General features: G+C 62.8%; 8 protein-coding genes. All 8 read right to left on the minus strand.

Annotated features, from left to right (window positions below; translation table 11 throughout):
* Positions 1 to 5: 5 nt before the first annotated feature.
* The 8 genes from ACIQUF_RS24995 to ACIQUF_RS25030 all read right to left on the minus strand — a co-directional run bounded on the left by ACIQUF_RS24995 (position 6) and on the right by ACIQUF_RS25030 (position 12266).
* Entirely contained in the window at positions 6 to 779 is a 774-nt protein-coding gene (locus tag ACIQUF_RS24995) for an enoyl-CoA hydratase (protein ID WP_403136382.1), read from the minus strand.
* 13 nt (positions 780 to 792) lie between these two features.
* Positions 793 to 1920, minus strand: coding sequence for an acyl-CoA dehydrogenase (locus ACIQUF_RS25000; RefSeq protein WP_403136384.1), 1128 nt, complete (start codon positions 1918 to 1920; stop codon positions 793 to 795).
* An 8-nt stretch (positions 1921 to 1928) separates the two neighbouring features.
* Positions 1929 to 3122, minus strand: a complete 1194-nt coding sequence (locus ACIQUF_RS25005; RefSeq protein WP_403136386.1) for an acetyl-CoA C-acyltransferase — start codon at positions 3120 to 3122, stop codon at positions 1929 to 1931.
* 12 nt (positions 3123 to 3134) lie between these two features.
* Positions 3135 to 3902, minus strand: coding sequence for an SDR family NAD(P)-dependent oxidoreductase (locus ACIQUF_RS25010; protein ID WP_403136388.1), 768 nt, complete (start codon positions 3900 to 3902; stop codon positions 3135 to 3137).
* Positions 3903 to 3916: 14 nt separating this feature from the next.
* Entirely contained in the window at positions 3917 to 5563 is a 1647-nt protein-coding gene (locus ACIQUF_RS25015; RefSeq protein ID WP_403136389.1) for an AMP-binding protein, read from the minus strand.
* Between the two features lie 132 nt (positions 5564 to 5695).
* A complete protein-coding gene (locus ACIQUF_RS25020) occupies positions 5696 to 10234 on the minus strand; it encodes an NEL-type E3 ubiquitin ligase domain-containing protein (protein WP_403136391.1) in 4539 nt (1512 codons plus the stop codon).
* A gap of 66 nt (positions 10235 to 10300) precedes the next feature.
* The gene (locus tag ACIQUF_RS25025) at positions 10301 to 11338 is read right to left on the minus strand and encodes an AraC family transcriptional regulator (protein WP_403136392.1); all 1038 of its coding nucleotides are present in this window, start codon (positions 11336 to 11338) and stop codon (positions 10301 to 10303) included.
* Between the two features lie 64 nt (positions 11339 to 11402).
* On the minus strand, positions 11403 to 12266 hold the full coding sequence (locus tag ACIQUF_RS25030; RefSeq protein WP_403136393.1) for a LysR substrate-binding domain-containing protein: 864 nt from the start codon (positions 12264 to 12266) through the stop codon (positions 11403 to 11405).
* Positions 12267 to 12332 lie beyond the last annotated feature (66 nt).

The raw sequence follows: 12332 nt of genomic DNA on the forward strand, positions 1-12332 counted from the left end.
GGCCATCAACGATCCTTGAACTGAGCTTCACGCTTGGCGATGAAAGCAGCCATGCCTTCTTTCTGGTCCTCGGTCGCGAATGCGGCGTGGAACACCCGGCGCTCGAACCGCACGCCTTCACTCAATGTCACTTCGAAGGCGCGGTTGACGCTCTCCTTCACCATCATGCTCACCGGGATCGATTTGCCGGCGATGGTGGCAGCCACCTTCAAGGCTTCTTCAAGCAGCTCTGCCTGCGGTACCACGCGCGCCACCAGGCCAGCACGCTCCGCCTCTTCGGCGCCCATCAAACGGCCGGTCAGGCACAACTCCATGGCCTTGGCCTTGCCCACCGCCCGGGTCAGCCGTTGGGTGCCGCCCATACCCGGCAGTACGCCGAGGTTGATCTCCGGTTGGCCGAACTTGGCGTTGTCGGCGGCGAGGATGAAATCGCACATCATCGCCAGCTCGCAGCCACCGCCCAAGGCGAAGCCGGAAACCGCTGCGATGATTGGCTTGCGGCGGTTGGCGACGCGGTCGGCATCGCTGAACAGATCGTCCACGTAAATCTGTGGGTACTGCAGCTCGGCCATTTCCTTGATGTCGGCGCCGGCGGCAAAGGCCTTGGCCGACCCGGTCAGCACCACGCAACCGATGTTCGGGTCGCGCTCGAGCTGGTCCAACGCCTGGTTGATCTCGCTGACGATCTGCGCGTTCAACGCATTGAGTGCCTGCGGACGGTTGAGGGTGATCAGGCCGACCTTGCCGTGGATGTCCAACAGGATGGTTTCGAATGCCATGCAGTCTGCTCCTTCAAAGATTGCGCGCAATGACCATGCGCTGAATATCGCTGGTGCCTTCGTAAATCTGGCAAACCCGCACATCGCGGTAGATCCGCTCCAGCGGGAAGTCGCTCAGATAGCCATATCCGCCCAGGGTCTGCAAGGCATCCGAACAGACCTTTTCGGCCATTTCCGAGGCAAACAGCTTGGCCATCGACGCTTCCACCAGCGCCGGGCGCCCGGCATCACGTAGCGCAGCGGCATGCAGCACCATCTGCCTGGCCACGGCAATTTTCGTTGCCATGTCTGCCAGGCGAAAGGCCACGGCCTGGTGTTCGATCAAAGCCTTGCCGAAACTTTTCCGCTCGTTGGCGTAATCGCGGGCCACTTCAAAGGCAGCACGGGCCATGCCCACGGCCTGCGAGGCAATACCGATGCGCCCGCCTTCAAGGTTGGCCAGAGCGATCTTGTAGCCTTCGCCCTCCTCGCCCAAGCGGTTGGCCAAAGGCACCCGCACGTCATCGAAAACGATCTGGCAGGTGTCGGACGCATGCTGCCCGAGCTTGTCCTCCACCCGCGCCACCTGATAACCCGGCAAATCGGTCGGTACGATGAACGCGCTGATGCCACGCTTGCCAGCGTCGGGATCGGTCACGGCGAAGACGATCACCACCCCGGCGTTCTGCCCGGAGGTAATGAACTGCTTGCTGCCGTTGAGCACATAGTGATCGCCATCCAGACGTGCGCGCGTCTTCAGGCTGCTGGCATCGGAACCGGCTTGGGGTTCGGTCAGGGCAAAGGCGCCGAGCATCTGCCCACTGGCCAGGGGGGCCAGGAACGTCTGCTTCTGCACTTCGCTGCCGAATTTGAGAATCGGCACGCAGCCCACCGAGTTATGCACGCTCATGATGGTCGAGCAGGCGCCGTCACCCGCAGCGATCTCTTCGAGTGCCATGGCGTAGGCCACATAACCCGTGTCACTGCCGCCGTACTGTTCCGGCACCAGCATGCCGAACAGGCCGAGCTCGGCCATTTCCTCGATGGCCTCTTTGGGGAAGCGATGCGCCTTGTCCCACTGTTCGGCGAATGGCTTGAGGCGCTCCTGGGCAAAGTTGCGCACCGCGTCGGCGATCTGTTGTTGCTCGTCAGTTACCAGCATGGTTCACCTCAATACAGGCATTCGACAGCCATGGCCGTGGCTTCGCCACCGCCGATGCAAATGGCCGCTACGCCCCGGCGCAGGTTGTTCTGGCGCAGGGCCGACAGCAGGGTCACCAGGATGCGCGCACCGGAAGCGCCGATCGGGTGGCCAAGGGCACAGGCGCCGCCGTGAATGTTGACTTTGTCATGGGGCAGATCGAGGTGCTTCATGGCTGCCAGGGTGACTACGGCGAAGGCTTCGTTGATCTCGAACAGGTCGACCTCGGCCAGGTTCCAGCCGGTGCGCTTCATCAGTTTGTCGATGGCACCGATTGGGGCGGTAGGAAACAGTGCGGGCGTATCAGCGAACGCGGCATGGCCATGGACCACTGCCAACGGCTTCAGGCCACGCTTGTCCGCCTCGGAGCGGCGCATCAGCACCAGTGCGGCGGCGCCGTCGGAAATAGAACTGGAGTTGGCCGCCGTTACCGTTCCGCCCTCACGGAAGGCCGGCTTGAGCTGCGGGATCTTGTCCAGGCGCGCCTTGGGTGGCTGCTCGTCATCCTTGATGACGCGCGTTTCCTTGCCGTCCTTGACCTCCACCGGCACGATCTCGGCGGCGAAGCGACCGCTCTTGATAGCCTCTTGGGCACGGGTCAGCGAAGTGATAGCGAACTGGTCCTGGGCTTCGCGGCTGAAGGCATCAGCCTGGGCGCAGTCCTCGGCAAACGTGCCCATCAGGCGACCTTTGTCGTAGGCGTCTTCCAGGCCGTCCATGAACATATGGTCGATGATCTTGCCGTGGCCCATTCGGTAGCCCCCGCGGGCCTTGTCCAGCAGGTAGGGGGCGTTGGTCATGCTTTCCATGCCACCGGCCACCACCACCTCGGCGCTACCGGCCAACAGCAGGTCATGGGCCATGATCGCCGCCTGCATGCCCGAGCCGCACATCTTGTTCAGCGTCGTGCAAGTGGTGTGCTTGCCCAGCCCGGCGCCGAGCGCCGCCTGGCGCGCCGGCGCCTGGCCCTGGCCGGCCGGCAGCACGCAACCAAACAGTACCTGTTCAACGCTGGCAGCATCGATGCCCGCCCGCTCCACGGCGCCGCGAATGGCCGCGCTACCCAACTGCGGGGCGGTCAGGCTCTTGAGGTCGCCCTGCAGGCCGCCCATGGGCGTGCGCACGGCGCTGACAATGACGATCGGGTCGTTGATGAGGCTCATTGTTCGATCTCCTTACTTGGCAGCCATGCGCAGTGCGCCGTCGAGGCGGATCACCTCGCCGTTGAGCATGCTGTTCTCGATGATATGGCGGGCCAGCGCAGCGTACTCCTGCGGGCGCCCCAGGCGCGGCGGGAACGGCACGCCAGCGGACAGCGAAGCACGCACCTCATCGCTCATGCCGGCCATCATCGGTGTCTCGAAAATACCTGGGGCGATGGTCATCACCCGGATGCCGAAGCGTGCCAACTCGCGGGCCGCCGGCAAGGTAAGGCTGGCGATGGCGCCTTTGGAGGCGGCGTAGGCCGCCTGGCCGATCTGGCCGTCATAGGCAGCGATGGACGCCGTGTTGATGATCACACCGCGCTCGCCACCTTCATCGGCGGCACCTTCGGCCATGGCCGCTGCCGCCAGGCGCAGCAGGTTGAAACTGCCGACCAGGTTGACGTTGATGACCTTGGCGAAGCTGGCCAAGCCATGTGGGCCTTGCTTGCCCAGCACTTTCTCGGCACCGACGATCCCGGCGCAGTTGACCAGCCCGTGAAGGCTGCCGAAGGCGCTGACGGTCGCATCGACTGCGGCTTGGGCGGCCTGCTCATCACTGATGTCGGCCACCGCGAAACGGGCGTTGTCACCCAACTCGGCGGCCTTGGCCTCGACAGCCTGGGCATTGAGGTCGACCAGCATGACCTTGGCGCCGGCCTCGACCAGCATCTGTGCGGTGGCGGCGCCCAACCCGGAAGCGGCGCCGCTGATGATGAAGTGTTTGTTGGCTATCTGCATGAGCGGTTTTCCTTTCAGGCGCTGGCAGGGTTGGCCTGCTGTGCGTGTTGTTTGGCGACTTCCTGGTTACGCAGGATGAAGCGTTGCAGCTTGCCGCTCGGGGTCTTGGGCAGCTCGCTGACGAATTCGATTTCTCTAGGATAGGCATGCGCGTACAAGCGTTGGCGTACGTGCTGGCGCAGGGCTTCCTCCAGCGTTTCGCTGCCTGAATAACCACTGGCCAACACGACGAAGGCCTTGATCAGTTCGGTGCGCTGGGGGTCCGGCTTACCAATTACCGCCGCCTCGATGACGGCCGGATGCTCGATCAGTGCGCTTTCCACATCGAACGGGCCGACTCGGTAACCAGAGGTGGTGATCACATCGTCACTGCGGCCAACGAAGCTGATGCTGCCGTCTGCGTTCAGCTCGACGGTGTCGCCGCTCAGGTAGTACTTGCCGACGAAAGCCTTGGTGGGTACGCCGTGGTAACCGCCAAACCAGCATAAGGGCGACTGCTCACGGTCGACGGCGAGAATGCCTGGCTGGCCAGCTGGCAGCTCATGGCCTTGCTCGTCCAGCACAACGATGCGATGGCCGGGGATGGCGAAACCGGCGGAGCCCATACGCACCGGGTGCTCCAGACCATGATGGTTGCACAGCACCATGCCCAGTTCAGTCTGGCCATAATGATCGTGAATCTTTACCCCCAGCTCATCGGCAAACCAACGAATCACTTCTGGGTTGAGCGGCTCGCCCGCACTGCTGACCACGCGCAGGCGGCCCTTGATCGGAGCTGAAAACGCCTTGCCGGCGGCAATCAGCAATCGATACGCGGTGGGCGAGCCAGCCAGGTTGGTGATGCCCAGCGTGTCGATGACGCGGGCGCAACTGTCGACGCTGAACGGGCCGTCATAGAAGGTAGTGGCGTGGCCCAGCGACAGCGGGCCGGTCACGGCGTAGTACAGGCCATAGGCCCACCCCGGGTCGGCCAGGTTCCAGAAGTTGTCTTCAGGCCGCAGGTCAATGGCATCACGCATGTAGCCCTGAAAGGCAACGATGGCGCGCAGCGGAACTTCCAGCGGTTTGGCAGGCCCCGTTGTCCCTGACGTGAACATCAGCAGGAACGGGGCGTCGCCCGTACGCATCACCGGCTCGCAGGTATCGGCTGCCTTGTCGAGGCACTGCCGGAAGTCCAGCTCCCCGCTGCGCGCGTTGACCGTGATCAGGGTTGGGCAGCCAGGCACATCGTCCAGCTTGGCGCGATTATGGCTGTCGGTGACAACGACACGGGCGTGGGACTGTTCCAGACGATGCTCGATGGCCTTCGGTCCGAAGGCCGTGAACAAAGGCTGGTACACCGCCCCGAGGCGCCAGGTGGCGAGAATGGTGATCAACAGTTCTGGTGTGCGCGGCAGCAGCCCCGCCACCCGGTCCCCAGCCCTGACGCCTTGGGCCCGAAGCACATTGGCGAAGCGGGCCACAAGCGGCTGCAATTGCTCGAAGCTGTATCGCGCGCTGTGCCCATCGCCATTCAGATAGAGCAGTGCCGGCTTGCCGTCCCCAAGGTGGCGGTCACAACACTCGACACAGGCATTGAGCGCTTCGAGGTCGCCATGCAGTGCCGCCGCAGCGGCCTTGCCATGGTCGAACAGCCGAACGGCCTCGGCGTAATCACGCATCGTCGGACTCCTGATTTGTTGTTTTTGGAGTTAACCATCGGTCCGACGATGTTCGCGCTACCCTGCCCCAGCGACAATGGCCAAAGCTGTCAATCTGGATGACCGGTTTGGCCGCTGCTTGCAGGGCCAGTCTCAGCCCTGGAGTGCGGCCTCGCTTTGCAATGCCTCTTCGGTCAATCGCAATGCCAGCGCATGCTCCTGGGCATCGCGTTCAATGAGTAACGCATCCCAGTGCTCCTGATAGGTGCCACTTGTCATCGTCTCCGACGCCTCGTCCAGCTCGGCACCGCGACGGGTGAACGTTGCCTCGATGTCCGCGAATGCCTGAGAATGCTCAGCGCGCAGGTAGTTCAACCAGAACCCACGCTGGCTGATGTTCCGCGCCAATGCCTGGGTGGCTTCTGCCGCACGAACCCGTTGCGCTGCCTCCTGCAGTTGGGTGCTGGACACATTGGCCACCCTGCCGAACTGCATGTAGCGGGGTTGCAATGGCAGATCCAACTCACTTGCCAGGTGCACGCGGTAGTAAAGGTCGATCTCGACCTCATCGATCCGGACACGCCGTCCGTTAGGGGAGCTCTCAGCCGACCATTGAGCCCTTCGCTGGGCGATATCCCCCCTGGCAAAACTGCTCACTTCATCCAGGCGAAACAGCCGGCGTGCCAGACCAAGCATTTCGCTGACATGTGCTTGACCTGCATCCCCGCGGCTTACTTGTTGGACCAACATGCGTACCTGCAACTCGCTGAACCGACTGGCAACGCTGTCCACGCAAGTCACCGCCATGCCCGCATGTTCAAAGACCTGCAGACGCAGTTCACTATCAGCGTCAATTGCCCGCAATAGTTTCCAGATTTGACCAGTGAGGTGCTCAGGCGACAGCTGATATTCTCGCGTGCGCTCTAGGTCGCCGAGCAAACTGAACAGATGGGCGCTATCGGGTAATGCCAGCAACCTGTCCCAAACCTGTGAACTTGCTTGGCGTGAGCCTTCCTCGACGGTGTTCAGCAAATGCTCACGCAACCCTACTTCTGCGGGTTCCGGCGCAGGTTGCACGGGGTCTGCCGAATCGGCTGGAAGGTGCTGATGCGCGGAATCGGCATAGAGCCGCTCCCTCTCAGCCATGCTTAAAGGATTGCCGTCAACACTGAAAGACCGGCGGAATTCCGCTGGCATTTGCATGACAGTTTCGGGGATTTGGGCAATCTGGTTTTGCCGGATATCAGCATTGTCCAGAAAACCACAGACTTCCAGCCCTTCCGGCCACGTTCGCAGACCACATCGGCGTAGTCCGATCGACCTGAGTCGTGGCAGTTGATTGAAGCGCAAGGCAATCGCGCCTAGCGGGTTGTAGCTCAAGTCGAGGTGACGCAATTCGGGCAGTCTCGCCAGCACGTTGACACCGTCGAGGTCCAAACGAATCCGGTTAGCGAGCAGCCGCAGTTCGGTCAATTGACTCAGCCGGCCTATGCTGACAGGAATACGCAGCAGCTGGTTGTGGTTGAGGCTCAAGCGCCGCAGTGTATTGAACCCATCCAAGAAGCCGTCTGGTACACCACTCAGTTGCAGGCCCCCAAGATGCAATTCCGATACATTGCCAAAATCGGTCTGCGCCGGCAGCGCCGGCAGCGTGCGCAGCGGCAGGCCACTGAGGTCCAGGCGCGAACCGTCCACAGCACCGTCCGCACCCATGGCATTTTCGCCCTGTAGGCGCCAGGCTCGGCGTAGCAGCCCTGTTACGTACTGGCGTACACCTCGCCGCCTGTCGTTCAGTTCGGCACTGGCCCATCGGTTGAGTTCCAGGTTCAAGCGGTGGTATTGCGCCTCCAGCCTGAGAATGGCCTCGAAGGGCGAATCAGACTGCGCCAGCAGCCGGCTCAGGAAGCTATCGACTTGCGTATCGTTCAAACCCCAGAACAGTTCTCGAATGCGATCGCGCAGGGTGCTGCGCGCCCAGCGCTGACCCTCGCCGCGGCCACTGAGCCGGTAACCGATGCGGTCGTTCGACAGGCGCTGCGGCGGATTCGCCCTAAGCTCGGCTGAGCGCCAGCCCAGCAGGTTGGTCAATTCGGTCCGCGTGGCCGGCAGGCGTTGAACGAGCCCCGCCCTCAACGCCTCGGCGGGATCGTCGCCAGCCACATCAAGACGCTCCAGCTCGGCCGGTGTCAGGCACGCCACGACGGCTTCGAAGAAGCTTCTCGGCGCGTCGATGTCATCCTCGCGCTCATGGCCTTGGCTATCGTAGAGGCGAAACTCACCCTCCCTGCGCACCATGACCGTGGTGTTCTGTTCGAGAGCCTGGGGGTCGGTCACCGCCAGCCTACGGCCACTTTCAGTGCCCGCGCGCAGCTCAAGGTTGAGCCTGCGGGGCCAATGGGGCAAGCGCGACAGCATGGTCAGCGCCAGTTCGCCGGTCTGGTCGCTGTAACTACTCTTCAAGTACAACCCTTCCAGGGCGCGACTCTCGCGCACCTGCTGCAGCATCGTCCGTGCCTGAGAAGCCAGGCTCGAGGGCAGGCGCTGTTCAAGTACAGCCAATTCACGTTGCGCTTCGGCCACATCGTGTACCAGCGCTGCGGCATAGGCTGGTGGCAGGCCGGGGAAGTCGCGCCGCACGAGATCGAACATAGGGTCAGGCGCCAGCTCCGGCTGGGTCAGATGAGCCAGAAGCTGTTCGCTGAACGCGCCTTGACGCTCCAGCACACGCTCGCGAAGGGTCGGCGCATCCAGGCCATTGAACCCGGGCTGGGCCAAGCACCATCGTTGGATTTCCTGGTCATCGCTTGCCGGTACGTCACGGTGCATCTGGTCAAAGAACGCCTGGATGCGAGCATCGGCCTCAAATCGGCGCAGGCTTTCACGCAGGTTGACGGGCAGCCGCCGGCCCGCCACCAACAACCCGCGTAATTCAGCGGTGTCGACGCCCGCCACGTGCAGCACATCACTGGCCCGCTGGCTGCTCAACGGCACCCGCTGCGGCCAGAGCATGTCAAGCATGCGTGCATTGTCTTGGCTCTCCAGCGGCCGCTCGTGACGCAGGCGCCAGCCGCGATCGCCATTGAACTCGACTTCAGGCCCAAAGGCACCTTCACGCTGTGGATGACGCAGGCGCCAAGGCCCGTGCGGGTCGGGACGGTGAACCGAGTAGTAGCGGTCGTCAACCCGCATGCATTGGTGATCGCCCTCACCAAACAAACCGTTTGCGCCGGGAGTAGTACTCACGGGCGTGACCTCATACGCCTGCAGATCGCGCTGCCACAAGCGTTGTCTGCCGTCATCCAGTTCAATCGGTTCGAGGGCATCAACGAAGGCGCTGCGCTGAAAACCTCGCGCGACCAGAGTCCCCCCCGTTGCGATAACGGCTGCCACCGCCAGCGTCTCGGCCACCCCGAGCATATGGTCCAATGCCTCGTGTTGGTGGCCGTGGTACCAATCCACCGCGCCTTCGTAGACATCCGATAGCGTTTGCACCACTAGTTGCCCCAGCAGAATGGCGCCAACAACCGGAATGAACAGCCCGGCAAGGTTCAGCAGCCCCAGGCCGGCGTCTTCCCATGCCCGCAATCTGTCCTTGGTCGCTTGCAGGTCGACCTGCGCAGTGGGCACCAACAGTATGCGGGCGTCATCCTTGGCCCTTTTCACCTGTTGCGCCACCAACCGACCAAAGACCTCGCCCTGCCCGGTGGCCGCGTCCACCTGAAGATCTGGAGCGGTGTCCTTCAAGCGTTTATCCAGCGTGTCGAGGAAGCCCAATCGCGCCTCCAACTCGACCAATTGGCTGAAATAGTCCCGGTAGTCCCGCTGCCTCAACGCTTCGACCATCGCGTCATTGAGAGAAGACCAGGACTCGAAGTGACGGAACGCGTGTTTGGGGTCACTCGGCAGATACAGCACCACCCCGCCTTCTTCCCCGCCCTTCCCACGCAGTTGGAAGGCCAGTGCATCGCTGATTGGGCAGCCAAGCAGGGTCAACAGCCCAGGATAAGCGCTAAGCCCGCTTTCCGAGCCTGCCTGAACCACCGCGCGCAACGCTGCCTCCACCTCACTGCCAAGCTCGCCCTTGAGTGCGGCAATATCGATCGCCAACAACAGCCCGGCACGCTTGTCGTCTGCCAGCAGCGCGCAGGTGGCGGGCGTGAAGACCTGTTTCAACAGCGCCTGGTAACGGCCGCCGATGTCCCAGCGGCGGCAGTCCTGGGCCAGTTTTTCGGGATCGCCAGATAGCACCTGGTCGGTATTGCTGAGCACCAGCCCCGACCCCTTCAGTAGCTCGGCACCGTCATGAAAGTTTTGCATCAACCGCAACAACGCCGGTTGGCGATCATATTCAGGGCCATAAGTTGGCCAGGAAAGGCTCGGCAGACGAGGAAGGTTGCGCCGGACTTGCAGCCACTGCACCGTGTGCAACTTGGTACCCTTTGGTAGGTGATTCACCAGCAACTGTTCAAATTGCTCTTGTGCGAAACGCTGTAGAGGGATCAATGCCGCAGTGGCGGTACGCAACGAGGCCTGCTTGGACTGATGGTGTTGAAAACTGTCACGCAGCTGATTGATTTGCGCTGGGGTGGCCTTCTGCAGCCAATCGGGAAGAACAAAGCCAATAAACGTGTCGGTCGCGGTGTTGAGCTTGGCGTCAGCCGGATTTGCAGCGCCTGTGGTGTCGATGGGCATTTCGGTACCTGGGGAAGTCGAAAAACCCAAGCCTGCGTGACAGCCCGCATATCCAGCAGCAGGAAATCAGCCACCCTCAGCGCCAACCTGCCCCTCTCGCGCCAGGACAAGTTGCCGGTAGTGCCCCGGGTTGCAGCCGAACCACTTGCGAAACGCCTTGTAGAACGAACTGCCATCGGCAAAACCGAGGCCCGCGGCGATATCCTGCATGCTCAGGCTGTCTTCGGTCAGCCAGGCGATCGCCAACTCTCGGCGTACGCTGTCTTTGAGGCCCTGATAGGTCTGGCCCTCTTCCGCCAGGCGGCGGCGCAAGGTCGACGCCGACAGGCACAACTGCCGGGCCAGGCTGTCGGCATCAGGCCAACGGATGGGCTCAAGTGCCAGCAGGTCGTGGCGGATTCGCCGGGCCAGGCTGCCGGGGTCGCGATACCTCACCAGGATGTTGCCCGGCGCCTCGGCAAGAAAGCGCTGCAGGTCCAAACCGGTGCGCCTGATCGGCATGTCCAAGCTATCGGCGGCGATGATCATGCGCGTGCGCGGGCGCTGGAACTGCAAATTCTCGGAAAACATAACCCGGTAGTCGTCGCAGAACGGTGGCTCGTCACACCGCAATTCGATGGCAAGGATAGGAATGCGCCGTCCGGCCAGCCAGCACGCCACGCCGTGCACGATCATCCAGAAGGTGAAATAGGTGAAGGCTCTGCGGGGTGCCTCACGTGGCTCGTTGATGACAATTTCGGCCAGGCCTGGCTGGCGCACCAGGCTGGGGTGGAGGTCTTCGAGCATCAGGCTGAGGAACTCCAGCGCGGTTTCGAGGCCCAGGCCCAAGGTTGGCTGAGCCATGGCCGCGCGGCACAGGAAGGCCAGACTGCCCCCGCGCAGGCCGCGCGGGTCCATGGCAAAGAATTCGTCATTGCAACGGCGCGCCAGCAGGCGCCACAAGCGTGCGTAGGCCTCGGCGCTGACGCGAGCCTCGGGGCGCTCGACCTGGCTGCTATCGATGCCCGCGCGCCCGAGCAGGAGCGCATCGGCCACGCCATTCGGACACGTTTGCAGCAACGCCTCACGCACCAGTTGCATGGAAATGGTGTCTTTCTCGCTCATTGGCCACCCAGGTTGCGCTGTGCCGGCCATCTTAGGCCGGCCTGCGGAAAATACCAGCCCAGGCTCAAGCGCTCGCGGCCAGGCCGAGAAACGCCTGGATCAGGCGCAACTCACGGCGCCGCTCCAGGCAGCCAACCACATGCTGGTTGACCAGCCCTGCTCCCGACAGCGGGCGGGCCACCACCCGCGGGTCATTGGCGACTTCGGTCGATGAAACCACGCCGATCCCCAACTGCGACGCTACCGCCTCGGTCACCGCTTCGCGGCTATCGAGCTCCAGCAACACACGCGGTTGAACGCCAGCGGCACTGCAGGCTTTGTCGAAGGTACGTCGGGTGGTCGAGCTGGGCTCGCGCAATACCATGATCTGCTGGTCAAGCTCGGCCAGAGGCAGATCGCTTTGCCCCTGCGCCCACGCATGGCCTGCCGGTAGCAAGGCGCACAGCCGCGATTCGCAGAGGCTCTGCAGGTACAGGCCCTTGCGCGCCTCGATCTCGGTCAGCACCGCCACGTCGGCGTGCTCGGAAAGCAGTGCTGCCAGAGTTTCCTGGGCGTTACCCAGGCGCAAATTGACGGTGATACCCGGATAGCGCTCGCGCAGCTGCGCCAGCATCGGCATGACCCGATGCGGGCCGTCGGCCGCCACTTCCAGGCGCCCGGTCAGCAACTGGCGGTTGGCTTCGAGCATGGCTTGCGCTTCTTCTGCCAGGCCGAACATGGCCCGCGTGATCGCCGCCAGCCGAGTGCCTTCCTCAGTCAGCTCGACCCGCCGTGCGGTGCGCCGCAGCAGAGTGATCTGATAGTGCTCTTCCAACGCCTTCACATGCCCGGTGACTGCCGGCTGGCTGATGAACAGGCGCGCTGCGGCGCGGGTGAAACTGCCTTCGCGAGCGACCGCATCGAAGGCGCGCAGTTGGAAAAGATTCATATCTATCGGCCTGACTTATAGCTGAGATAACAACAAACAATTTGATTGATGAGAGCGCGAATTGCA

This window comes from Pseudomonas sp. NPDC090233, assembly GCF_044772285.1.
Classification (GTDB): Bacteria; Pseudomonadota; Gammaproteobacteria; order Pseudomonadales; family Pseudomonadaceae; genus Aquipseudomonas.

What these genes read in the sequence shown, in the direction of transcription:
- ACIQUF_RS24995 (WP_403136382.1), bottom strand. Translation starts at nt 779, where the DNA reads ATGGCATTCGAAACCATCCTGTTGGACATCCACGGCAAGGTCGGCCTG.
- ACIQUF_RS25000 (WP_403136384.1), bottom strand. Translation starts at nt 1,920, where the DNA reads ATGCTGGTAACTGACGAGCAACAACAGATCGCCGACGCGGTGCGCAAC.
- ACIQUF_RS25005 (WP_403136386.1), bottom strand. Translation starts at nt 3,122, where the DNA reads ATGAGCCTCATCAACGACCCGATCGTCATTGTCAGCGCCGTGCGCACG.
- ACIQUF_RS25010 (WP_403136388.1), bottom strand. Translation starts at nt 3,902, where the DNA reads ATGCAGATAGCCAACAAACACTTCATCATCAGCGGCGCCGCTTCCGGG.
- ACIQUF_RS25015 (WP_403136389.1), bottom strand. Translation starts at nt 5,563, where the DNA reads ATGCGTGATTACGCCGAGGCCGTTCGGCTGTTCGACCATGGCAAGGCC.
- ACIQUF_RS25020 (WP_403136391.1), bottom strand. Translation starts at nt 10,234, where the DNA reads ATGCCCATCGACACCACAGGCGCTGCAAATCCGGCTGACGCCAAGCTC.
- ACIQUF_RS25025 (WP_403136392.1), bottom strand. Translation starts at nt 11,338, where the DNA reads ATGAGCGAGAAAGACACCATTTCCATGCAACTGGTGCGTGAGGCGTTG.
- ACIQUF_RS25030 (WP_403136393.1), bottom strand. Translation starts at nt 12,266, where the DNA reads ATGAATCTTTTCCAACTGCGCGCCTTCGATGCGGTCGCTCGCGAAGGC.